The organism is Myxococcus sp. CA040A (genome assembly GCF_013336725.1).
GTDB classification, from domain to species: Bacteria; Myxococcota; Myxococcia; order Myxococcales; family Myxococcaceae; genus Myxococcus; species Myxococcus llanfairpwllgwyngyllgogerychwyrndrobwllllantysiliogogogochensis.
Window position 1 is genome coordinate 988,617 of record NZ_JABUMR010000005.1, and the last position, 22,009, is coordinate 1,010,625.

Annotated in this window: 18 protein-coding genes; 4 read left to right on the forward strand and 14 right to left on the reverse strand. The window is 69.2% G+C overall.

What is annotated here, in order from left to right; all coding sequences use genetic code 11:
• Nucleotides 1-2: 2 nt before the first annotated feature.
• The 8 genes from HUA75_RS25880 to HUA75_RS25915 form a co-directional block, all read right to left on the reverse strand.
• Nucleotides 3-1,562, reverse strand: coding sequence for a hypothetical protein (locus HUA75_RS25880; RefSeq protein ID WP_174487865.1), 1,560 nt, complete (start codon nt 1,560-1,562; stop codon nt 3-5).
• On the reverse strand, nt 1,538-2,341 hold the full coding sequence (locus HUA75_RS25885) for a TadE/TadG family type IV pilus assembly protein (protein ID WP_174466481.1): 804 nt from the start codon (nt 2,339-2,341) through the stop codon (nt 1,538-1,540). Before HUA75_RS25885 ends, HUA75_RS25880 begins: the two co-directional genes overlap by 25 nt.
• A 462-nt stretch (nt 2,342-2,803) precedes the next feature.
• Nucleotides 2,804-2,992, reverse strand: a complete 189-nt coding sequence (locus HUA75_RS25890; RefSeq protein ID WP_141644460.1) for a hypothetical protein — start codon at nt 2,990-2,992, stop codon at nt 2,804-2,806.
• A gap of 20 nt (nt 2,993-3,012) precedes the next feature.
• Nucleotides 3,013-3,864, reverse strand: coding sequence for a hypothetical protein (locus HUA75_RS25895; protein WP_174466480.1), 852 nt, complete (start codon nt 3,862-3,864; stop codon nt 3,013-3,015).
• Nucleotides 3,864-4,928, reverse strand: coding sequence for a hypothetical protein (locus HUA75_RS25900; RefSeq protein ID WP_141644468.1), 1,065 nt, complete (start codon nt 4,926-4,928; stop codon nt 3,864-3,866). Before HUA75_RS25900 ends, HUA75_RS25895 begins: the two co-directional genes overlap by 1 nt.
• 56 nt (nt 4,929-4,984) lie before the next feature.
• Complete coding sequence (locus tag HUA75_RS25905; RefSeq protein WP_141644461.1) at nt 4,985-6,553, reverse strand: hypothetical protein; 1,569 nt, start codon at nt 6,551-6,553, stop codon at nt 4,985-4,987.
• Nucleotides 6,529-7,317, reverse strand: a complete 789-nt coding sequence (locus HUA75_RS25910; protein ID WP_141644462.1) for a TadE/TadG family type IV pilus assembly protein — start codon at nt 7,315-7,317, stop codon at nt 6,529-6,531. Before HUA75_RS25910 ends, HUA75_RS25905 begins: the two co-directional genes overlap by 25 nt.
• 299 nt (nt 7,318-7,616) lie before the next feature.
• The gene (locus HUA75_RS25915; protein WP_174487866.1) at nt 7,617-9,161 is read right to left on the reverse strand and encodes a DUF4388 domain-containing protein; all 1,545 of its coding nucleotides are present in this window, start codon (nt 9,159-9,161) and stop codon (nt 7,617-7,619) included.
• A gap of 311 nt (nt 9,162-9,472) precedes the next feature.
• On the opposite strand from HUA75_RS25915, the gene HUA75_RS25920 reads away from it, so the two are divergent.
• Nucleotides 9,473-9,772 carry a hypothetical protein gene (locus HUA75_RS25920; protein WP_141644464.1) on the forward strand — a complete coding sequence of 100 codons (300 nt, stop codon included), beginning with the start codon at nt 9,473-9,475 and terminating at the stop codon, nt 9,770-9,772.
• 72 nt (nt 9,773-9,844) lie between these two features.
• Here the strand turns inward: HUA75_RS25920 and HUA75_RS25925 are convergent, their stop codons facing one another.
• From HUA75_RS25925 to HUA75_RS25935, 3 genes are read right to left on the reverse strand one after another with little or no spacing between them, the layout of a single operon-like run.
• Nucleotides 9,845-10,678 (reverse strand): hypothetical protein, encoded by an 834-nt coding sequence (locus tag HUA75_RS25925; RefSeq protein ID WP_174487867.1) that lies wholly within the window; start codon nt 10,676-10,678, stop codon nt 9,845-9,847.
• 33 nt (nt 10,679-10,711) lie between these two features.
• Entirely contained in the window at nt 10,712-11,917 is a 1,206-nt protein-coding gene (gene hemW / locus HUA75_RS25930; protein WP_174478192.1) for a radical SAM family heme chaperone HemW, read from the reverse strand.
• 13 nt (nt 11,918-11,930) lie between these two features.
• The gene (locus HUA75_RS25935; protein ID WP_174487868.1) at nt 11,931-14,648 is read right to left on the reverse strand and encodes a plectin 1 isoform 8; all 2,718 of its coding nucleotides are present in this window, start codon (nt 14,646-14,648) and stop codon (nt 11,931-11,933) included.
• Nucleotides 14,649-14,843: 195 nt separating this feature from the next.
• Here HUA75_RS25935 and HUA75_RS25940 point away from each other — a divergent pair, with 195 nt between their 5' ends.
• Entirely contained in the window at nt 14,844-17,444 is a 2,601-nt protein-coding gene (locus HUA75_RS25940; protein WP_141649113.1) for a pitrilysin family protein, read from the forward strand.
• 134 nt (nt 17,445-17,578) lie between these two features.
• Here HUA75_RS25940 and HUA75_RS25945 read toward each other — a convergent pair whose 3' ends face one another.
• Both HUA75_RS25945 and HUA75_RS25950 read right to left on the reverse strand, forming a co-directional pair.
• Nucleotides 17,579-18,544, reverse strand: a complete 966-nt coding sequence (locus HUA75_RS25945; protein ID WP_174487869.1) for a hypothetical protein — start codon at nt 18,542-18,544, stop codon at nt 17,579-17,581.
• A complete protein-coding gene (locus tag HUA75_RS25950; protein WP_141649112.1) occupies nt 18,541-18,903 on the reverse strand; it encodes a hypothetical protein in 363 nt (120 codons plus the stop codon). The genes HUA75_RS25945 and HUA75_RS25950 overlap by 4 nt, the downstream gene beginning before the upstream one ends.
• A gap of 40 nt (nt 18,904-18,943) precedes the next feature.
• On the opposite strand from HUA75_RS25950, the gene HUA75_RS25955 reads away from it, so the two are divergent.
• Nucleotides 18,944-19,810 (forward strand): 50S ribosomal protein L11 methyltransferase, encoded by an 867-nt coding sequence (locus tag HUA75_RS25955; protein ID WP_141649111.1) that lies wholly within the window; start codon nt 18,944-18,946, stop codon nt 19,808-19,810.
• Between the two features lie 420 nt (nt 19,811-20,230).
• On the opposite strand, the gene HUA75_RS25960 is transcribed toward HUA75_RS25955, so the two are convergent.
• Complete coding sequence (locus HUA75_RS25960; RefSeq protein ID WP_174487870.1) at nt 20,231-21,355, reverse strand: metal-dependent hydrolase; 1,125 nt, start codon at nt 21,353-21,355, stop codon at nt 20,231-20,233.
• 138 nt (nt 21,356-21,493) lie between these two features.
• Between HUA75_RS25960 and HUA75_RS25965 the strand changes: the two genes are divergently transcribed.
• Nucleotides 21,494-22,009, forward strand: coding sequence for a DUF1993 family protein (locus HUA75_RS25965; protein ID WP_141649109.1), 516 nt, complete (start codon nt 21,494-21,496; stop codon nt 22,007-22,009).

The following is a 22,009-nucleotide window of genomic DNA, read 5'->3' on the forward strand; positions in this document are numbered from 1 at the left end:
CCTCACAGCGACACCTCCGGTGCCTCGGCGATGGTGGCCGCGTCGCTGTTGCCCGCGTCCTCCAGCACCTTCTTGGCCTCCTGCGGGGTGAAGGGATGCAGCTTCACGCGCCAGTAGGGGGCGAAGAGGTTGGGAGGCTCCGACCAGCCGCCCTGCTTGAAGCGGTGGTAGTAGACCAGGGACTTGGACAGGCTCATGCCCTCGCCAGCGGCCAACGTCAGGTCCCCCGAGCCCTGGGCGCCGTGCTCGAACTTCACGCGCCGGGAGTTGTTGAGCTCCCACGGGGCCTTCTTCGGGTCACCGACGTTCAGCTTCATCGTGTAATAGCTGTAGACGCGCGGTTGGCCCCAGTCCCGTCCCTGATCCGGGTTGGCGCGGTACTTCATGAAGCAGTTGCCCGAGCCCGCGCACGCCATGAGCGCCCGCACGTTGGTGCCCTCGAAGCGATGCTGGCCCCGGTGCGCCCCACCGACGGAGTGACCACCGCCTCCTGAGTCACTCCAGATGGAGGCGTCATAGGGCCACGGCACCGGAGTCGCGTCGTACCAGGTGACCTGGGTGAAGAGCCCTGACTCGGCGGCGGCCACGGTGGAGCCCTGGTTGCCCGAACTCTGACCGCCTCCGTAGACCTTGTTCTTACTCTGCACCGTCTTGGAAGAGCCCTTGTGGAGGGTCAGCGTGTTCGCCCCCGTGCCGGGAATATCCAGGACCTCCTTCACGAACTCAGGATGAAGATGTGTCGGAAGCCCCCCCATGATGTTCCGGTTCGCGGGCCATCCCGAACGGCTCGCATTGCCAATCTCCGTCACGACGCGCGCACGGGCCTCGGGCGAGGAGTTCGGCACGCTGCCCTGGCATTGCATCCCATCCACGGCGCAATTGAACTCGTTGGCGTTGAGGGCCCCCACCGCGGAAGACAGGTCGCTCACGTTGGGAGCGGTGTCGGTCTTGAGCCGGGACAGGCCATGGCTGGAGCCGTCCTTCACCGCCTGCACGGTCTTCTCATGGACCGAGCGCTGCGAGGTGTGGATGTTGTCCACCATGAGGTCCAGTCCCGTCATGGCGGTCCTGAAGTTCCCCTCCAGCCCCCGGACGCTCCGGTCGTACATATCGCCCTGCTTCCTGAACTTCGCCAGGACCTTCCCCGCCTCCACCGCGTGCTGGCAGCAAGGGCTCGTCCCCTTACTGGCGATGCACTTGGCGGTCTCCTGCGCGAGAATCGGTATGAAGGTCTTTTGCCCTGCCCGCATGATTTCGCCGGTGATGCTCGCGGTGGCCATGTACGCGTGAAGGCTGTTCATCGCGACGTAGGAGCCCGCGATGGCCCGGTTGGTCACCGCGTAATAGTTGAGTGCCCGCGCCTCCAACACGCCCATGGAGAACGACATGGCATCGCCATGTTGCTGCAGGCTCATCTTCTGGCGCAGCGCGTGGCTCAGGTTGAAGCTCAGCGTCACCATCAGCGCGAGCACCAGGAACGACAGCGAGCCCAGGACAATGGCCTGTCCGCGCTGGGAGCGGCGACGCCGGCTCAGTATCAGTAGGAGAACGGGAAGAGGCATACGTTGCTCCCTGGAAGGTCGCTGGTGTTGAGGTAGAGATTCGACTGCATCCGCATCGTGTACGTGGCGCGGATGGGCGCGATGTAGATGCCCTTGGAGGCGGCGCTGTCGTAGGGGCTCTCGCCCTTGCCGGCGCTCCCGAACCTGCGCCCGGAGGCCTTGCTCTTCTCCGCCGCCTTCACCTCGCCCATGCGCACCACCATGGGCATGTCGCGGGCGCGCGCGGCGTTGTAGATGACCCAATCCGCGAACGGGATGACGAGCCGGTAGTTGAACGTCACCTGCACACGCAGCTTGGTGCGGTGGCTCTGCTTCCAGTCGTCGGAGGTCGCGTTGTCTGGGTCGTCGAAGTCCAGCTCACCACCGCCGCCGCCCACGTCCGCCTTCGTCGGCCCGCAGATGGTGACCTCGGCGTACTTCAAGTCCGTGTCCGCCATCTCGTTGCTCTTCAGCTCGCTCCACTTCGTCGTGAAGTCCTGCCCGCTGTTCACCGGGCGGACATATTCGATGCCGTCCGGCCCCGAGGAGCGCTTGGCCAGCATCGGCAGGAGCACGGCGACCGCCGCCCGCTCCATCTCCTTCACGCTCGCGTTGTGGATGGAGCCGGCCCGCACCGCTTTATAGGCGGCGTACTTCGTCAGGAGCCGCGCCTGGTGCATCAACCCCAACTGCAGGATGCCCAGGATGAGAAAGACGAAGAGCGGCAGGACAATCGCGGACTCCACCGCAGCCTGTCCAGACTGTGCCCTTGCAAGGCGAAAGCAGAGGCGACATCGCATACACCAATCACTACCACACCCACAGCGCCCCCCTCAAAATCCCTGGGAATCAAAACCTCCACTCAAAACCCGCAATGTTGCCCCCTGCACATGAATGACAATCATTCCCCACGAGGCGTTGCCTTCGTCACAATCGCGTCACCTCGGCCGCTTGCCCTCACATGCACCGGACAAATACAGCCATGCTCCATGGTGGGAACCCACGACACGGAGATATGACAAACACCCGACATTGCTGGGAGGCATGAGAGGCCATGCACTGCCTGCTGGCCCGTGGGGCAGCCAGGCCTCCCTCGCACGCTTGAGCACATGTTTCGGGGGAAACACGTAGGTGGCGCGGTTCCGGTGCGCTCACGTACGGGAAAGCCCGCGTGGCCTCACTCACGGCATCCGCGAGTCACGACTCCGTCCTGGCCTCGATGCCACGGGCCCCGCCCCCATGCCGGGGGCGACTCCATGCCCCTACGGGATGGGCGACTGGATGACGTAGTAGATGGAACCGAAATACCGCTGCAGCGCGTTCAGCAACTGCACCAGGAACGGCCAGCCCATCACGGTAAAGCCCATCAGCGCCGCGGTGACCACGGCGTACTCCACCATCGACTGACCGCGCGCCCGAACAAGCCCCAGCCTCCGGGGTGACTTCGCCATCGCTGTATCCTTCCTGTCGTTCACGGAGCGGCACCTCGCTGGAGCAGCGAGACCTGAAGCTCCACCCCTGGCGCCTCCGCGCGCGTGCGCAAGGTGGCCCGCCCCAGGGTGGTGCCCTTCATCAACTCGAACGCGATGCCGTTCGCGTCCACCGGCTCCACGGCCCCCACGTCCCAGCCCTGCTGCGTGAGCAGGCTCCGGTACCGCTCACCCACCGAGGTCGGAGAGCCCTCCGGCAGTTGGCCGGAGACGACGTGGTGCGAGGCCCCCTCCATGGAGAAGGAGAGCGTGACGGGTTGACCCAGCTCGGGCGGCAACGGAATCCAGGGCGGCACCCGCGAGGCCCGCTTCAACAGCGGCGCCACCTGCCCCGCCGACACGAAGCCCAGCGTCTCTCCTCCCTGCGCCAGCACGGAGACGAGCCGCATCTCCTCCGTCGCCGGACTCCAGTACCCCACCCAGCCCCCGTGCTCGCCATGGCGCTCGCCGAGCACCGGCAGCCCATTGTCCAGCAGCACCTGCCGGTAGTGGGAGAGGACCTGCTCCGGCGTGTCCTTCGTGGAGAACCACGCCACGGCGATGGGCACGTCCGGGCCCAGGTAGTCCACCGCGAGCAGTTCCGCGCGGCTCGCCCGGGGATACGCGGGGAAGTGCACCAGCGCGCGCTTCAGCGCGGCCTCCTCCTCGGGCGAGCGCCCCGCGGGCTTCGCGGGGGGCGCATCATCGAGCGAGGGCGGAGGAGCCCACTCCTCCGTCGCGTCGCGCCGCCCGTAGACGGCGCCCTCCCAGGCAAAGCCAATCAACGAGCCCACCACGGCCACGGAGAACAGCAGCGCCGGCACGCGGATGACCAGGCTCGAGGCACGCGACATCAGCAGCTCTCCGCCTGGGCACAGCCCAGGTAGTTGTTCCCCCGGGCGTCGTGCGTGGCCTCGTTGTTGTCCTTGTCCCAGTCCTTCCACTCGCTGTTGAAGTAGCTGGCGCTTCCGCCGTTCTGATCCAGGGTCTGCACCGGCCCGCCGCTCGACGGGAAGGGCTTGATGGAGAGGCTGGGCTCGCGCGGGTCATCCCCGGGGGGCATGGAGTCCAGGCGAATCGCGCTGTTGAGCACTTCCTGCGTGGCCTGGCTGACGAGCGCCTCGGCGGCCGAGGACATCTGGGTGTACCCCGCGTTGTCCTGGTTCTTGTAGACCTGCGCCAGCCGCACGTAGAGGTTGTCCTCTTCGCCGTTCGTCGTCCCCGGCCCCTGGTTCGCGGCCTTCGTGAGCGCCCACGTATCGGTGACGATGGCGATGCGCTCCCAGGGCAGCAGGTAGACGTCGCCCTCGAGCCCGCGCGGGTCGTCCTGCAAGTCGCCCCCCGTCGCGTTGCCGTGGATGCCATCGGAGCGCTTCTTCGTCTGCCGCGCGAGCCCCACCTGACTGAAGTCCTGCAGGAAGGACTTGGGCAGCAGGTAGTTCTGCACGCCCAGGCGCGCCGAGCAGCGGATGACGCCGCCCTTGCCGAACTGGTCCATGTACGACTGGTGCAGGTCCACGTTGTACGCGCCCGCGGGACCGCCACCACCGCCGCCATTGGGGTCGGCCTGGTTCAGCGTGCACTGCACCTGCTGCGCTCCCGGGTTGAGCCAGCACGCATGCGCGGACACCTCCGCGTGGTGGCCCTCGTCGTTCTCACACTCGGGACCCTTGCCAGGGCCGAAGCTGTCGAGGCCCGACTCGTGGTCGCAGTACATGAGCCGCGCGAAGTACTGCGCGCCGGTGAAGCCATTGAAGGGCTCCGGGCCGGACTCGGGCGGGTCCTTGGGCGGGGTCGGATAGTCCTGCACGGCGTAATCCCAGACAGTGGACAGCGCCGTCTCCTGCGAATCCAGCGTGTGCCTCAGCAGGTCGTCCAGGAAGAGCGCGTACATGAAGACGGGGATGATGACCAACATGCACAGCGCCGTCTCCACGGCGGCGGCGCCCCTGGCCGCGCGATGTCTGGAAGTCCTCACAGCGCAACCCCTTCCACCTGCGACATCTGGGCGGCTTCCGAGTTGCCCGCGGCCTCCAGCACCTGCTGCGCATCTCCCTTGGTGTAGGGGTGCAGCTTGGCGCGCCAGTAGGGCGCGAAGAGGTTGGGGGCCTCCTTCCAACCGTCGTCGCCGAAGCGGTGGTAGTAGACGAGCGACTTGGACATGGCCATGCCCTCGGTCGCCGCGACGGTGAGGTTTCCATCGCCTTGCTGGCCATGGGTGAGCTTCACCTGCGCCGAGGAGTTGAGCTCCCAGGGCGCGCGCTTCGTGTCGCCCACGCGGAAGCGCATGGACAGGTAGCTGTAGACGCGCGGCTGGCCCCAGTCCCGGTCCGGGTCCGGGTTGGCGCGGAACTTCATGAAGCAGTTTCCAGAGCCCGCGCAGCCGGTGAGCGCCCGGACGTTGACGCCCTCGAACCGATGCTGGCCCGAGTGTGCGCCATCACCCTTGTGGTCGCCGCCGCTGTCGTCGCTCCAGATTTCCGACTTGAAGGAGCTGAACCCGAAGCCGTGCTTCCATTGGTGGGTGATGTTGCCCTCATCCTGCGCCGCCACCATGGAGCCCTCGTTGCCCCCCTCCCGGCCGCCCTGGGTGAGCTGTCCATTGTCCTTCACCGTCTTGGCCGTCCCCCGGGTGCCGTTGATCATCTTCTGGGCTTCGTTGTTCGGGATGTCGTCCATCTCCTGGAAGAACTGGGCGTTGAGGTACTTGGGCTTGTTCATCGGGGAGCCCATTCCCGGGCTCGTCCGGGTCGCGGGCCATCCGGAGCGGGTCGCGTTGGCGATCTCCGTCATCACCCGCGCGCGGGCCTCCGGTGAGGAGTTGCTCTCGCTGCCCTGGCACTCCATCCCATCCACGGCGCAGTTGAACTCGTTGGCGTTGATGGAACCCACCGCCGACACGAGCTCGCTCGCGTTGGGCGCGGTGTAGCTCTTGAGCTGGGACAGGCCGTGGCTCCTGCCATCCTTCACCGCCTGAAGGGTCTTGTCGTGGACCGAGCGCTGGGCGGTGTGGATGTTGTCCACCATCAGGTCCAGCCCCTCCATGGCCGTGTTGAAGTTGGACTCGAAGTCCTTGACCTTGTCGTCGTAGTCGTCGCCGGCGTCACTGAAGTCGTTGGCGATCTGGATCGCCTCCGCGATGTGCTCGCAGTGGTCGCACATGAACTCGCACGCGACACACAGACCGAACTCGATGAGGGCGATCTGCATGAAGTTGTTGGACGAGGCCCGCATCATCTCGCCGGTGAGGCTGGCGGCGGACATGTATGCGTGCAGGCTGTTCATCGCCACGTAGGAGGTGGCGATGGCCCGGTTGCTGACCGCGTAGTAGTTGAGCGCGCGCGCCTCCAGCACCGCCATGGAGAACGACAGGGTGTCGCTGTGCTGCTGCAGGCTCATCTTCTGGCGCAGCGCGTGGCTCAGGTTGAAGCTCAGCGTCACCATCAGCGCGAGCACCAGGAACGACAGCGAGCCCAGGACGATGGCCTGCCCCCGCTGGATGCGACGGCGCGTCCGGCTCAGTAGGAGAACGGGAAGATGCATGCGTTGCTCGCTGGCAGGGCGTTGGTGTTGAGATAGAGATTGGACTGCATCCGCATGGTGTACGTGGCGCGGATGGGCATGATGTAGATGCCCTGGCCGGCGGCGCTCTCGTAGGGGCTCTCACCCGTGGCGGCGCCTCCGAAGCGGCGGGTGGAGACCTTGGCCTGCTCCGCCGCCTTCACCTTCCCCATGCGCATCAGCATCGGCATCTCGCGGCCGCGCGCGGCCTGGTAGATGACCCAGTCCGCGAAGGGAATCAGCAGCCGGTAGTTGAGCGTGAGCTGGATGCGCAGCTTGGTGCGGTGGTTCTGCCGCCAGTTGGCCGGGCTGGTGTTCTTGGGGTCGTCGAAGTCGAACTCCGCCCCTCCGGAGACCTCTTCCTGCGTCGGGCCGCAGACGGTGACCTCCGCGTACTTCAGGTCCACGCCGGGCATCTCGTTGCTCTTCAGCTCGTTGAACTTGGTCTCGAACTCCTGCGCGCTGCCCACCGGGCGGGTGTACTCGATGCCACCCGCGCCACCGGCCCGGCTGCTGAGGATGGGCAGCAGCACCCCGAGCGCGGCGGCCTCCATGGTCTTCACGTTGGCGTTGTGGAGGGAGCCGGCTCGCACCGCCTTGTAGGCGGCGTACTTCGTCAGGAGCCGGGCCTGGTGCATCAGCCCGAGCTGGAGCGTGCCCAGGATGAGGAACACGAAGAGCGGCAGGACGATGGCGGACTCCACCGCGGCCTGGCCTGATTGGGTCGCTGTGGTGAGGGAGCGCATCCAGCCTCGCGAAAGGGCGCTGGGGTACCGCACGCCCCGAGCACCACGAAGTTACACTGACAATCTGATCTCGCGATTCACGACCCTAATGTTGCCGGCGCGGAGACGAAAACTTCGCGGGCCGTCATCGCAGGCTCGAAGCATCCCTCTCCCTGGGAAAAAAGCCGCGCCAGAAGACTCCCGGCGGCCACATGACCGATGGGTCGCGCCAAAACTCTCAACGGTTGCAAAAGCAAGTGACGCGGATGGCCATGGGCGCGCCCGCATGGCGGGCGGATGAGCGAGTCCCGTGCCCGGGTTCAGCGCCGTCGGGCGATCTCCTGGATGAGCTCCACGTAGCGGCGGTTCTTGGGGTTGAGCTTGAACGCCTTGCGGAAGGAGTCCTCCGCCAGGGCCCACTGCCCCTCGCCCTGGGCCACCTCGCCCAGGAAACCCCAGCCGTCCTCCAGCCCGGGTTCCTGGCGCACGACTTCCTGGAGTTCCTGGAGTGCCAGGCGGCCGTGGGCCTCCGGCTTCATGAGGTAGCGAGCCCAGGCGCGCCAGGCGTGATGCAGCGGCTTGGGTTCGATGTCGCAGGCGTATTCGAAGTACTCGAACGCGCCCGCGTAGTGCTTCGCGGCGAGCCGGCGTCTGGCTTCGTCGAACTGGGTGGTCGCATCCAGCAGGTCGGTGCGGATGCGGAACTGTTCGGCGGTGCTGGGGCGGCCCGTGGTGGCGCGCTCCTTCTCGCGGTGCGCCGCGCGGCGCTTGCGCCACAAGAGGTTCTGCTCCGCGTCCGACAGCACGCCGTACGCCTTCGCGGAGGCCGCCAGCAGGGCCTCCGCCTTCTCCTTCAGCTCCGGCGTCTGGAAGCGCAGGGGCGAGTACCGCTCCGCCCACGCGAGGAAGGCGCGGCGCAGGGGCAGGGGCTGCACGTCCTCGGAGACCTCCAGCAGGGCGAACGGGTCCTTGCTCCGGTGCGCGAGGAAGGCCGTCACCAGGGCGTCTCTGGCGGCCACGTCCTCGTCGGAGAACGGCGTGCCCCGCGCGGCGACGGGCTCCGGGGCAACGGGGGGCGACGGGGGTGGCGCCACGGGCACCGGCGCGGCGCGAGCGGACAGCTCCGCCGCCTTCGCGTCCGCGTCCTCCACGAAGCCCGCCACGCCCAGCAGGCACAGCGCGTAGAGCCGCCGCAGCACCGTCTCCGTGTCGAAGCCCGTGCGCTCCTGGAGTTCGTTGAACGTGGGCCGCTGCCGGAGTTGCTGCAACAGCCGCGCGTCCTTGGATGACAGCTTGGGCCCGGACTCCACGCCGGGCATCTGCCCGAATCTCCGCTCGTCCGTGAAGGTGAAGTGGGTGGCCACCGCGTCGAAGGGCATCACCCCTTCCACGCCCGTCAGGATGAGCTGCGCGGGGTTGGTCCGCACGCTCGCGTCCGGCGTCTCCGCGTCCGCGATGAGGCGGTACTTCGCGTCCACCCACCGGAAGCAATCCAGGAGCTTGTGGGCCAGGTTCGCCTGGAGCTGCTTGTACAGGTCAAAGGGACTGATGAGCCCCTTCTGCACCAGGAGCCCGCCCATCTGCATGCCCGTGGACACGCTCTCCGCCAGCGACTTCTGGTAGTCCGCCTCCGTCAGCCGGCCCTTCTCCACCAGGTACTTGCCCAGCGTCTCGTGCAGCAGGTTGGACTGGCACGCCACCGGTGAGCCGTCCTCGAAGAGGATGCGCTTCTCGCGCTGCCGCACCTTCAGCTCCAGCGTACAGGTGCGCTCCTCCACCATCAGCGCATGCACCAGCAGAGGGAACGGTGTGTCGGCGAGCAAGCCCTCGCGCTGGCGGAGCACCTGCGACGGGGTGGGAAACATGGAGCGGTGCCTCGGCTGTGGACGCGAGAAGGGCTGGCCCCGGAAGCCTACGCTCCCCCTCGCTCCCCCTGTCCAGTGACTCCAGACATGTTCCAGGGAGTCGTACTTTCACGGAGAGATTCGAACAGCGAGCGAAGGTGGATTCACTCAGGGTGCGAAGCCTCACATGCAACCGTTGACGGCTCGCACGGCCAGGTGCGCCCGGGGCACCACGGTGACGCGGGGCGACGGCCCCTTGTGTCACTCGAACACGGCGCGGGCACCGCCCCGGAGGGGTCTAGGATGGGGCTCCACACCCCTGGAGGACGCCCATGAAGTCACTCTCACGCAGCATCGCGGTCACGCTGCTCTGTCTCACCGCCGCTTGTGGAGGCTCGGTGGAGGACCCCGGTCAGGAGCTGGGCACGACGGAGCAACACAGCCGGCCGTGCACGCACGAATCTCAATGTCCCAGCACCCAGACCTGCGTCGTGGGCACCTGCGTTCCAACGTGTGACCTCGCCGCGCCCACCGTGGTCTGCGGCAGCGTGCAGTGCTGCCCCGGGTACCTGGCGCCCAACGGCAACCAGAGCAAGCCGTACTGCAACTTCGCTTGCTACGACGGGCCCTGAACCCGGGCCCTCGCTTCACGAGCCGCGCGCCCGGGTCTGTCATTGCAACGCGGGCCTGTGGCGACCTCCAGGCTAGTCCACGTCCTCTTCCAGGCCGGTGGCCGAGGGCATCTCGCCGGAGTACCGGTCGCCGTAGTACCCGTGGCGGCCGTGCGCGCGCGGGGCGAACAGGCCCAGCTGGTTCGCCACCGCCGCGCCCGTCCCCAGCACCAACGCCAGCAGCACCGCGTAGGTGAGCGGCCGGCTGGGGCGCGACAGCCACGCCCACCGGCGCTCGCGGCGACGCTGGAAGCCCGGCGCCGCCACGTACTCGCCCCACGCCAGCTCTCGCATCCGCGCCGCGTCCGCCGCGCGCCCGTCCTTCGCCAGCGCGCGCGCCAGCAGATAGCGCCCCTCCACCGAGCCCAGCCGCGTCGCGCAGAAGCGCTCCAGGGCTTCAATCGCGCCCTTCACCTCGCCGCGCTTCAGCCGGAAGCGGCCTCGCTCCAGGTCGATGGCGCCCTGCCGGTAGCCTGCGTCCAGATTGGCCGCTTCGTCCAACAGCAGCTCACCGCGGCGCGCGTCCCCGGAGCCCAGGTACGCCACGCCGAGGAGGTACAGGGTGTCCACATCCTCGTCGCCCGCCTCCAGGTTGGGCTTGAGGATGTCCACGGCTTCGTCGTACCGCTTCTGCTCGACGCGGATGTCCGCCAGCTCGTGGCGCGCGCGCCGCTCGTGAGGGTTGGTGAGGATGGTCCCCGCCAGCTCGCCCGCGCGCTGGAAGCGCTTGAACATGCGCACCGGGCTGGGCAAGAGCCGCCACGTGAAGCGGTCCGCCACGAAGATGAAGACGATGACCAGGCCCAGCGACAGCAACGGGCTGCCGGTCAGCAGGGTCAGGAACATCCACAACATCCACTTGCTCATAAGCTCCTCGACATCCCTCGCGCGCGCCGCTGACTAGAGCAGCCGCGCGCAGACGGCGCTGTGTACGTCCGCGCCCTTTTCCGTCAAAGCCAGCCGCCCACCCGTGAGCGTCGCGAAGCCGTGCTCCACCAGCCGCGCCACCTCCACCCGCCGCGCTTCCACCGACTGCCCGTACCGCTCGCACACCACTTCCCAGTCCACGCCGGACACCAGCCGCAAGCCCATGGACAGCCGCTCCGCGAACAGCTCCTCCGGCCCCAGCGCCTCCCGCCCCTCCTCCGGCAAGCGGCCCGCCTCCACCTCACCCAGGTACTTCTCCGGGCTGCGCACGTTGACGTAGCGCGAGGGCTCGGGCGTCAGCAGCATGCCCGTGGCGCCCACGCCCAGCGCCAGGTACTCGCCCCCCGTCCAGTAGAGCGCGTTGTGCCGGGAGCTGAAGCCCTCCCGCGCGTGGTTGGACACTTCATAGCGGCGCAGACCCGCCGCGCCATACACCTCGCGCACCACCCGGGCCATCTCCACCACGTCGTCGTCCGCGGGCAGCTCCAGCTCGCCGCGCTTGAGGCGCTTGGACAGCGGCGTGTCCTCCGCCAGCACCTCGCGCTCCACCGTCAGCGCATACGTGGACAGGTGCTCCGGCGCGAGCGCCACCGCCCGCCGCGCGTCCTCCTCCACCTGCGCCACGCTCTGCCCGTGCACGCCGTAGATGAAGTCCATGGACACCACCGGGAAGCCCGCCCGCCGGGCCAGCTCCACGGCGAGCTCCACCTGCGCCGCGTCATGCGCGCGGCCCAGCGCCTTGAGCGTCTCCGGGCGGAAGGACTGCACGCCCAACGACAGCCGGTTCACCCCCGCGGCCCGATATCCCGCGAAGCGCTCCGCGTCGGCGCGCTCCGGGTTGCCCTCCAGCGACACCTCCACGCCGGGCGACACCGTCAGCCTGGCGGCGATGCCCTCCAGCACGCGGGCCACGTAGCGGGGGTGCCACAGCGAAGGCGTGCCGCCGCCCAGGAAGATGGACTCCAGCGGCTTCGAGCGCAGCTCGGGCGACGCCGCGAGCCGCGTGTCGAGCTCCGCGAGCACCGCGTTCGCATAGCGCTCCTCGGGCACCTGCTTCGCTACCGCCACCGCGAAGTCGCAGTACGGGCACTTCGCGAGGCAATAGGGGAAATGCAGGTACAGCCCGAAGCGGGCCGCGGCCATCCCCGTGAGCGGGTCCACTGGTGCGTCGAACGGCATGAGGGGCAAACCTTTACTTCCGGCCCTTCAATTGCGCTTCGAGCTTCGCGATCTTCGCCTTGTAGCCAGCCGCCGCTTCGAGCGCCGTCTCGGCCGCCATCAGCTTTCGCTTCAGGTTCGCCGCGTCCGCCTTGAGCCCCTCCCGCTCGGCTTCCCAGTCGCCGGAACCGCCAGCGGGCTTTCCGCTCGCCTGCTTCTCGAGCTGGGCAAGCTTCGCTTCCAGTGCCGCGCGAGCCTCCTGCTCCGTCCTGAGCGAGGACTCCGCGCGCGTCAGCTTCGCCTCCACCGCCGCTCGCGCCGCGTCCGAGTCCTTGGCCTGTCCCGCCTTCGCACCGCGCGACTCCTCCAGCGCGGCCTCCGCCCGAGCCAGCTTCGCTTCGAGGTCCTTGAGCTTGCCCGCCTGCGAAGACTCCGCCTGAGACAGCTTCGCTTCCGTCGCGGACCGCGCGGCGTCCGCATCCTTGAGCTTGCTCGCCTGCGCGGCCTCGACCTGCGACAACTTCGCTTCGGCGTCCTTGAGCTTGCTCGCCTGCGCGGCCTCGGTCTGCGTCAGCTTCGCTTCGAGGTCCTTGAGCTTGCTCGCTTGCGCGGCCTCGGTCTGGCTCAGCTTCTCAGCGGCTGCCTTCAGCGCGCTCGCTTGCGCGGCCTCGGCTTGCGCCAGCTTCTCGGCGGCCTCCTTCAAGGCACTCGCCTGCGCCGCTTCGACCTGCGCCAGCTTCGCCTCGGTCTCCTTCTGCTTCGCGGCCTGCGCGACCTGGGCCGCCTGCGCCGCCCGGGTGGCCTCCGCCTTGGCCGACTCCAGCGCACCCTCCAGCATCTTCAAGCGCTGCTGGAGCCGCTCCGCCTTGTCCGCCTCCGCGCGCGTGGCCTCCAGCTCATCGCGCAGCTCCGCCAGCTCCGCTTCGGTGCCGCCCTTCCCCGCCGCCAGCGAGTCCGCGCGCGCTTCTTCTTCCGCGGCCCGCACCTGTGCGTCCGCGCGCTCGGCTTCGGCCGCCTCGCGACGCACGCGCTCCAGCGACACGTCTTCCTTCGCCTGCGCCAGCACGCCCTGCACCCGCGCCAGCTCCGCCTCACGCTGCCCGGAGGCGGTCTCCAGCATCGACACGCGCGCGGCCAGTCCCACGCGCTCGGCGTCCGTGGTCGCCGCCTTCATCTCCGCCGCGCCGACCTGCTTCTTCAGCGCCTCGCGCTCGACCTGCGCCGCCTCCAACGCCGAGGTCAACTCGGCCACCTTGGCCTCGGCCTGCTGCGCCGCTTCGCCCAGCGCCGCCGCGTCCGCCTCCATCCTGTCGCGCAGCGCCACCTGCTCGACTTCCAGCGCCTCCAGCGCCTCCTTCAGCGCCGCCGCCTCCCCTTCCGCCACCGACGCCCGCTCACCGGCCTGCGACAGCCCCTCTTCGAGCGCCTGCGCACGCTCCGTCGCGCGCGCCTCCTCCGCCTCCAGACGCGACGTCAGCCGCGCCAGCTCCGAGGCGCGCCCCTCCAGCGCCTGCCGCAACACAGGCACCTCCGCCGCTTCCGTGGTGCGCGCGGTGAGCGCCGCTCGCAGCCCGACGATTTCGGCGTCCTTCAGCGCCAGCGCCTTCTCCAGCTCGGCCGTCTGGCCCTGGAGCGTGCGCAGCCCTTCCTCCACCACCGCGAGCTGACGGCGCGCCTCGTCGCGCTCCTGCTCCAGCGTCTGCGCGCGCCCCTGCGCCTCCTCCAGCGAGCTCTTGGACCAGTCGCTCTCGCTCTCCACCGCGCTCAGCGCGCCCTGCGCCTCCGCGAGCGCCGTCTCCAACTGCCCGGCGCGCAGGCTCAGCGAGTCGCGCTCGCCCGTCATCTCCTCCAGCTCGCCGCCCAGCCGCTCCACGTCCGCGACGACCTGCTGGTACTGCTCCTGGACGGCCTCCAGCGCGCCCTGCGACTCGGACTTCTCCGCCGCCAGCTCCGCCACGCGGTCCTGCGCCAGCGACAGCGCCTCCTTGGCGCCCACCAGCTCCTCGGCCACCGCGCCCCGCGACTCGCGCTCGTCCTGGAGCTCCGCCGTCAGCCGGGGGATCTCCGACTCCACCTCCGCCAGCGCGCGCGACAGGTCCTTGCGGTCCGCCTCCAACGAGGCCAGCTCCGCCTCCAGGCCGGCGAGCTTCGCCTCGGCCTCGGCGGCGCGCTTCTCCGCGCCCGACAGCGCCTCCGACGTCTGGACCAGCTTCGCGGGCGAGTCCTTCACCGCCAGCAGCTGCGCCTTCGCCTCCGCCGCTTCCTTGCGCAGTTGGGTGAGCGACTGCTTCAGCCCGTTCACCTCCCCGTCGCGCTCCGCGTACAGCGTGCGGGCGCGGGCCAGGGTCTCCGTCTTCTGCCGGACCACCGCCCGGAAGTACTCCAGCTTGTCCTCTGGCGAGCCCCCCATGGGCATCCGGGGCTCGGACGCCTCGTTGAAGGGGTCATTGCCGGGCACCCGCACCGCCCGCGAAACCGGGGCCGGGGTGGCCGGGGCGATGGGGGCTGGGGTGGCCGCGGGCTTGGACGCACCCGTGCCCACCGACGCGGAGACCGCGGAAGCGGCCGGACGGCGAGGGGGCAGAGGGGGCGGGGCAGCGGGCGGTGGCGCCGAGGGCGGGGGCTTGGGCTGGGGCCTGGAGGGGGCAGCGGCGGTGGGGGCGGGGGGGGCCGCTTGGACGCCAGTGTCCTCCAGGTCCAGGCTGTCGCGCAGGTCCGCGAGCGGATCCACCTCTTCCGGAGGTGACGGCATGGGCATTCGCAGGTTACCGCCCGGCGGCGCGGCCTACCAGGGACGCGTGACGAGACAGGTCGGTTCGGGCTCCTGGACGCTGGGAGGCCGCACGGACCCCTCGACGCCGGGGCTCCCGGGCGTTAGCCAGTGGGGGAAACATCACACCTCGCCTTGCCCTCCTGGGGGGCGAGTGCCAGCTTCGGACGCTCCTATATGGCCATCCGCTACGCGCTTCCCAACGGGCTCACCGTCGTCTTCGACGAAAACCACGCCGCCAAGGTCGCGGCATTCCAGGTCTGGGTCAAGGTCGGCAGCGCCGACGAGCGCCCCGACCAGGCGGGCCTGGCCCACCTGCACGAGCACATGCTCTTCAAGGGCACCGAGCGGCGAGGCCCCGGCGAAATCGCCCGCGACGTGGAGGCCCACGGCGGCGAAATCAACGCCTGGACGTCGTACGACCAGACCGTCTACCACATCGTCATCGCCAGCCAGTTCGCCCGGACGGGCCTGGACATCCTCGGGGACGCGGTGCGCCGCTCCTCCTTCGACGCCGAGGAGCTGGCGCGCGAAATCGAGGTGGTGTGCGAGGAAATCAAGCGCAGCCAGGACACGCCCTCGCGGCGCGCGTCGCGCGACTTGTTCTCCACCGTGTTCCAGACGCATCCGTACCGGTTGCCGGTGCTCGGCACGGCGGAGAGCGTGCGGAGCTTCACGCGGGAGAAGGTGCTGGAGTTCTACCACCGCTACTACACGCCCAAGAACCTGGTGCTCTCCGTCTCCGGAGACCTGAGCGAGGCGGAGCTGCGCGGGTGGGTGGACGAGATTTTCGGCGGGGACTGGGGCCGTCCGTACGAGGGCGCGGGGAAGCGTCCCGAGGAGCCCACGCCCACCGGCCGCCGCGTGCTCTTGCGCCCGGACGAGGTGAAGGAGGCCTGGCTGCACATGGCCTTCCCCATCCCCGAGGCCTCGCACGCGGACACGCCCGCGATGGACGTGCTGGCGATGATTGTCGGCCAGGGTGACGCCTCCCGCCTGACGCGCGAGGTGAAGCGCAAGCACAACCTGGTCAACGACATCCACGCGTTCTCCTACACGCCGCAGGACCCGGGCCTGTTCTCGATGTCAATGACGCTGCAGCCGGGCAACCTCGAGCGGGCGCTGGAGGAGGCCTCGAAGGCGCTGGCCACGCTGCGCGTGACGCCGGTGGCCGCGGACGAGCTGTCCACGGCGAAGGCGCTGCTGGAGGCGGAGGCCGTCTACCAGCGCGAGACGGTGCAGGGCATCGCCCGGAAGATGGGCTTCTACCAGTCCGGCATGGGCAGCCTGGAGGCGGAGGCGCGCTACTACGAGGGCATCCGCTCGCTCACGGCGGAGCAGGTGCGCGCGGCGGCGGAGAAGTACCTGCGCTTCGACCACGCCACCGTCACCGGGCTTCTGCCGCACGGCACGACCTTCACGGAGGAGCAGGTCCACGCGGTGTTGGACCGGGTGGAACGCGGCCCCGTCGCCGCGCCTCCGGAGCGCAAGGCGAGCAAGGTCTCCGTGGGAGAGCCTTCGCTGCGCCTGGGCGCCAAGACGAAGGGCCCCAGCGAAATCATCACGGAGAAGCTGCCCTCGGGCGCGACCATCATGGTGCGCGTGGAGCCCGCGGTGCCGCTGTTCGCCATGCGCGCGGCCTTCATGGGCGGCCTGCGCTACGAGACGTCCGCCGACAACGGCCTCACCACGCTGCTGTCGCGCAGCCTGACGCGAGGCACGCCGACGCGGGACGCGGAGGAGATTTCGCAGCTCGTGGACATCTACGCGGGCAGCATGGGCGGGTTGAGCGGGCGCAACTCGGTGAACCTGCGGGGCGAGTTCCTCTCGCGCCACTTCGAGTCGGCCTTCCGCCTGTTCGCGGACACGCTGTCCAACCCCTCGTTCCCCGAGGTGGAGGTGGCGCGCGAGCGCGCGCTGATGCTCCAGGACATCCTCACCCGCGAGGACAAGCCGTCCAGCCTCGCGTTCGACCTGTTCAACCGGACGCTGTACCGGACACATCCGTACCGGCTGCCGACGCTCGGGGAGAAGGAGTCCGTGGAGGCTTTGGGGCCCGAGGCCCTGCGCGCGTATCACGCTCGCTACATGGACCCGTCCCAGCTCACGCTCACCGTGGTGGGTGACGTGAAGGTGGACGAGGTGCTCGCGCTGGCGCGGGAGTACTTCGGCGCCTCGCGAGGCAAGGCCGCCGCCGCGCCGAAGGTCACCGCCGAGGGTCCGCTGGAGGCCGCGCGCCAGGAGAAGCGCGTGCTGGCCAAGGCGCAGTCGCATCTGGTGATGGGCTTCCGGGGGCTGCGCATCAACGACCCGGAGCGCCACGCGCTGGAGACGTTGTCGGGCGTGCTGTCCGGGCAGGGCGGCCGGCTCTTCGTGGAGCTGCGCGACAAGCGCTCCATGGCCTACAGCGTGAGCAGCTTCGGCGTCGAGGGCATCGAGCCGGGCTACTTCGCCGCGTACATGGGCACGAGCCCCGAGAAGGTGGACGCGGCCCTGGACGGCATCCGCGCGGAGTTGAAGCGCATCCGTGACGAGCGCATCCCCGAGGAGGAGCTGGAGCGGGCGAAACAGAACCTCATCGGCACGCACGAAATCGCGCTCCAGCGGAACGGCGCGCGCGCGGGGATGATGGCCATGGACACCGTCTACGGGCTGAACCTGGACAACTTCCTGCACTACGCGGAGCACATCGCCGCGGTGACGTCGGACCAGGTGCTCGAGGTGGCGCGTCAGGTCATCGACTTCGACAAGAGCGTGCTCACCGTCGTCGGTCCGTGAGTCGCGGGCCCGCCCTCTTCCACGAGGGTGGGCCCCACGCACGCTGAACTCATCGAAGCCTCAGGGGCCCGCTCTCTCGCGAGGGTGGGCCCTTTCGCATTCTCGCTCCGGGCTCGCGGGTGGCCCGCGCTGACTCAGAGGTCGGTGCCGGGCATGGGCGGAGGAGGCGAAGGCTTCGCTTCCGGCTCGACGCCTGTCCCCAGCGAGAGCGCGGAGTCGATGGCCTCCAGCAACGGCCCCGCCGGAGCCCCCGGCAGCGTCGTGCAGGCCCGGACCAGCTCCCGCTTGGTGCGAAGCCGGTTCGGATGCGTCTTGGCCTCGCGGGCCAGTGCCTCCGGGTCCACCGGCGCGGCCAACAACGAGGCGCAGGTGCGGAAGGTCTCCATCCGTGAGCGGTCCTCGTCATGGAGCAGCACCGGGGCTCCGTCCAACAGCAGGCCCGAGAAGCTCATCGTCCGCATCTCGTCGGCGCTCAGCACCAGCGTCCCATTCAGCGTGGCGCGCGGCTCGGGCGGAGGGCCATTGCCGCCCGCCAGCTCCACCACGCCGTCCGCGGGCTTGGGCTGACAGGGCACCTCGCGCAACGCCACCATCTCGTCGGCCTTGCGCGTCTCCTTCGTCTCGCCGCCCCGGTGGAGCTGGATGATGCCCGCCACCACCGCGGGCACGCCCAGTGACAGCAGCACCACGCCCCACGTCGTCGCCACCTCGCGGCTGGGGGCACCGTAGTGGCCACTCCGGTCGATGGAGTCCTTGTCCGGTGTGTTGGAGAAGAGCGTGCGCCCCAGCACCAGGAAGCCACCCACGGCGGTGAGGACACCCCCCGAGCTCACCGCCCCCGCCGCTCCCGGTACGGAGCGGGTGGTGATGATGTCCTCGGTGTACTCGGCATGTTGTTCGGTGCGGCAGATGTCCGCCGTCAAGAAGCGCAGGGAGAGCTGGGGCCAACGCACCTCCGTGCGCGCGAAGGGCATGCGCTCCCCGAGCTGCGTCTCCTGGAGGTACGTGCGCAGGACGGGGCCTCGCTCGGTGCGCCGCTCCATGTCCAGGGGCGTACACCCCACCGAAAGCACCAACGCCGACGCCACCCACCGCTTCATGGCACTTCCCCCCGGAAAAAGGTCGTCACGTCCGGACAGTCCACGAGGAACCGGGCCGAATCCCCACAAGTGGGCGTGCGCCCCGGGGTGGTCCCCTCCCGGATGAGCGGCACCCGGCAGTCCAGGACCCGCTCCCGAGTGGGTACGGAGAAGGTGAAGTCCTCCGAGCCGCAGCCGGTCCGCTCCAACAGGGTGGCCTCGCAGCGGGTGTCCACGGCGAGCTGCTCGGCCACGCCGGGACAGGCCGACGTCTCGCAGAGGCGGTTGACGACATCCCGACAGACGGCGGCGTCGGGCGCTTCCGGGCCGGAGCAGGCGGTCAGCCAGGCCAGCGGCCACAAGATGAACAGGTGTCTCACGGCGCTCCCACGCTACGCACGGCGCGGTAAAAGGGCCCGCATGTCCCAGACCTATCTGTCACTCACCGTGGAGTTGCCCGAGGAAGCGTCCGAGGCCGTACAGGACCTCCTCCACGAGTCCGGTGCGCTCGGCCTCGAGGTACGAGACCGGGAGACTCCCCCCATGCCCGGCGTGAAGGCTCCGCCGGTGGGCGAGAACATCATCATCGGCTACTTCGAGGACCGCGAGACGGCCGAGGCCGCCCGCGAAGAGGTCGCCGAGTCCTACCCCTCCGCCCGGCTCAGCCTGGACGAGCAGCCCCAGCAGGACTGGAGCAACGAGTGGAAGTCGCTCATCAAGTCCGTCCATGTGGGCCGGCTGTGGGTGGGGCCGCCGTGGGACGTGGGCAATGCCCCCGCCGGGGCGGTGCGACTGGTGATTGAGCCGAAGATGGCTTTCGGCACGGGCGACCACCCCACCACTTCGCTGTGTCTGGCGGCGGTGGATGCGTTCATGGCGGACCATCCGGGCGCGAGCGTCCTGGACGTGGGCACCGGCACGGGTGTGCTCGCCATCGCGGCGAAGAAGCTGGGCGCGGGGCGCGTCGTCGCCACGGACAACGACCCGACGTCGGTGGAGCTGGCGCAGGAGAACCTGACGGACAACGGCACGCCCGACATCGACGTGTCCGGCAAGGAACTGACGGCGGTGGAAGGCACCTTCGACCTGGTGCTGGCCAACATCCTCGCCAACACGCTCATCGAGCTGGCGCCGCTCATCGCCCTCAAGGCGAAGGACCGGTTGGTGCTCGCGGGCGTGCTGTCTCATCAGCGCGCGGACGTGGAGGCCGCCTACCGCAACCAGGGCTTCACCGTGCTGCCCGGTGCGACGCAGGGCGAGTGGGTGCGCATCGATTTGAAGCGCTGAAGTGCCCGAGCGAGGGCTCGCGTGCGGCGACCACGCGAGCCCAGACGTACGGCGCCCGCGATGCTCCGCCTCGGGGATGCGGCTCGCGCGGCGCCCCCACAGGCGAGTGGGCGCCTTCGGGGATGCGGCTCTCGCGACGCCTTGCCGGCGAGTGGGCGCCTTCGGCGATGTGGCTCGCGCGACGCCCTCACCGGCGAGTGGGCGCCTTCGGCGATGTGGCTCACGCGGCGCTCCCACTGGCGAGTGGGCGCCTTCGGGGATGTGGCTCACGCGGCGCCCTCACCGGCGAGTGGGCGCCTTCGGCGATGAGGCTCACGCGGCGCTCCCACCGGCGAGTGGGCGCCTTCGGCGATGTGGCGAGACTCCTCGATGCGGCGTGCGCACGACAGCGTGTGGCCATGCGCCCGCGTGCGCGGAGAGTTACTCGACGTTCGGGCGCTTCACGAGCCGCAACTCCTTGTCGAGCTCCACCACGGCGGAGCCAAGTCCTCCGCTCTGCGAACGTGAGTAGCGCACGTCATCAATCGTGACGCGCCACCCCGCCTCCGTCTGTGCCACCTGATACGTGGGCAGACGCAGCCAGTTGGCGAGGCCGCGCAGATGCGGCGCCGCGAGCGCGGCCTGGATGACGGGACCAGGGTTGGGCTCGCGAGGAAGCGTCGGCCCGCTCATTTCAAGGTGCGCGTCACCGCCGCTCAGGAAGTCCGCGCGGACGAAGTGGTAGCGGTCCGGCCCCAGGGCGATGAGGTCTCGCACGAAGGGATTCGCGGGCACCGGCCCCGCGATGACGCGCTCCACGGAGTGCCCCTGCGCCTTCAGCCACTCCTGGGCCCTGGGCGCGGCGACCTGCGAGCCCAGCAGGATGGCACCCAGATAGAGCACCAGTCCCACGCCGCACACCGTCGCCACGCGCTGGGTGGACACCACATGCGTGCCCTTCAAGCGCAGCCAGAGGATGGCCACCACTCCCACGGCCCAGAGCACCTTCGCGGGCCAGGGAACGAAGCCAGGAATGGTGACGAGCGCGGTCGTGGCCACGCCCAACACGAGCCAGCCCGCGACGGACTTCCGCGTGCGCGCATCCGCCATGATGACGGCTGCTCCCGCGAGCAGCCAGACCCACGGGTCGACGATGAACAACGTGTCGCCGTAGAACCACGTCCCGTCGAACGGCATCAACAGCCGCACTCCATAGGTGTTGAGCCAGTCCAGCGCGGGATGACTCAGCACCGACACCGTGGACAAGAGCAACAGCGGCCCCGCGCGCGCGGGTGCAAGGTCTGGCTGCCGGCGCCTTCGCACGCAGCGGTCCCACAACAACATCAACCCCGTGAGCACGAAGGGCCAGAGCGATAGCGCGAGCACCCCATGCGTCCAGCCTCGACGCCAGTACAGCGACGCGTCCGAGCCCGCGAGGGCGAAGACAGCATCCACGTCCGGGAGATTCGCGCCGATGACGAGCGTCGCGGTGGCCAGCGGCGTGTAGCGCTTCAGCCCCGCCTCCGCCATCCAGGCTCCGACCAGCGAGTGAGCGAGATTGTCCATCCGTCTTGAGGGTACTCCACTCCCACATGGACCTCGACACCTCGCGTCACCTTCTCTGCCCGGCACGAAAATGAGGGACGCGTTAGACAGTCGCGCCTCGAAGAACCGCCGTCCGCCCGTGACGGCCTGGAGCCTTCCATGTCCATCTCGATGTACCAGGCGTCGATTCCCGTCTTCATCCGAGCCCTCAACGTGCTCTCCACCCTGCTCGAAAAGGGGGCCCAGCACGCGAAGGAGAACGGCGTCGATCCGCAGACCCTGCTCGACGCGAAGCTGGCGCCGGACATGCTCAACCTCGTGGCCCAGGTGCAGCGCGCCAGCGACACCTCGAAGGCCACCGCCGAGCGCCTGAGCGGCGTGCCCGCCCCGCGCATGCCGGACACCGAGAAGACCTTCGACGAACTGCACGCGCGCATCGCGAAGACCGTCGCCTTCCTGAAGTCCATCGACGCCTCGACGCTCCAGGGCAGCGAGAAGCGCACCGTCACGCTCACGGCGGGGGACTACAAGCGCGACTTCCAGGGAGACGACTACCTGTTCACCTTCGGCCTGCCGAACTTCTATTTCCACGTCACCACGGCCTACGACATCCTCCGCCACAATGGAGTGCGCATCGGCAAGCAGGACTTCATCGGTCCCTTCGAGCCGCGCTGA

Coding starts and splice junctions, on each gene's coding strand:
- HUA75_RS25880 (WP_174487865.1), bottom strand. CDS start 1,562: ATGCCTCTTCCCGTTCTCCTACTGATACTGAGCCGGCGTCGCCGCTCC.
- HUA75_RS25885 (WP_174466481.1), bottom strand. CDS start 2,341: ATGCGATGTCGCCTCTGCTTTCGCCTTGCAAGGGCACAGTCTGGACAG.
- HUA75_RS25890 (WP_141644460.1), bottom strand. CDS start 2,992: ATGGCGAAGTCACCCCGGAGGCTGGGGCTTGTTCGGGCGCGCGGTCAG.
- HUA75_RS25895 (WP_174466480.1), bottom strand. CDS start 3,864: ATGTCGCGTGCCTCGAGCCTGGTCATCCGCGTGCCGGCGCTGCTGTTC.
- HUA75_RS25900 (WP_141644468.1), bottom strand. CDS start 4,928: ATGTTGGTCATCATCCCCGTCTTCATGTACGCGCTCTTCCTGGACGAC.
- HUA75_RS25905 (WP_141644461.1), bottom strand. CDS start 6,553: ATGCATCTTCCCGTTCTCCTACTGAGCCGGACGCGCCGTCGCATCCAG.
- HUA75_RS25910 (WP_141644462.1), bottom strand. CDS start 7,317: ATGCGCTCCCTCACCACAGCGACCCAATCAGGCCAGGCCGCGGTGGAG.
- HUA75_RS25915 (WP_174487866.1), bottom strand. CDS start 9,161: ATGTTTCCCACCCCGTCGCAGGTGCTCCGCCAGCGCGAGGGCTTGCTC.
- HUA75_RS25920 (WP_141644464.1), top strand. CDS start 9,473: ATGAAGTCACTCTCACGCAGCATCGCGGTCACGCTGCTCTGTCTCACC.
- HUA75_RS25925 (WP_174487867.1), bottom strand. CDS start 10,678: ATGAGCAAGTGGATGTTGTGGATGTTCCTGACCCTGCTGACCGGCAGC.
- hemW (WP_174478192.1), bottom strand. CDS start 11,917: ATGCCGTTCGACGCACCAGTGGACCCGCTCACGGGGATGGCCGCGGCC.
- HUA75_RS25935 (WP_174487868.1), bottom strand. CDS start 14,648: ATGCCGTCACCTCCGGAAGAGGTGGATCCGCTCGCGGACCTGCGCGAC.
- HUA75_RS25940 (WP_141649113.1), top strand. CDS start 14,844: ATGGCCATCCGCTACGCGCTTCCCAACGGGCTCACCGTCGTCTTCGAC.
- HUA75_RS25945 (WP_174487869.1), bottom strand. CDS start 18,544: ATGAAGCGGTGGGTGGCGTCGGCGTTGGTGCTTTCGGTGGGGTGTACG.
- HUA75_RS25955 (WP_141649111.1), top strand. CDS start 18,944: ATGTCCCAGACCTATCTGTCACTCACCGTGGAGTTGCCCGAGGAAGCG.
- HUA75_RS25960 (WP_174487870.1), bottom strand. CDS start 21,355: ATGGACAATCTCGCTCACTCGCTGGTCGGAGCCTGGATGGCGGAGGCG.
- HUA75_RS25965 (WP_141649109.1), top strand. CDS start 21,494: ATGTCCATCTCGATGTACCAGGCGTCGATTCCCGTCTTCATCCGAGCC.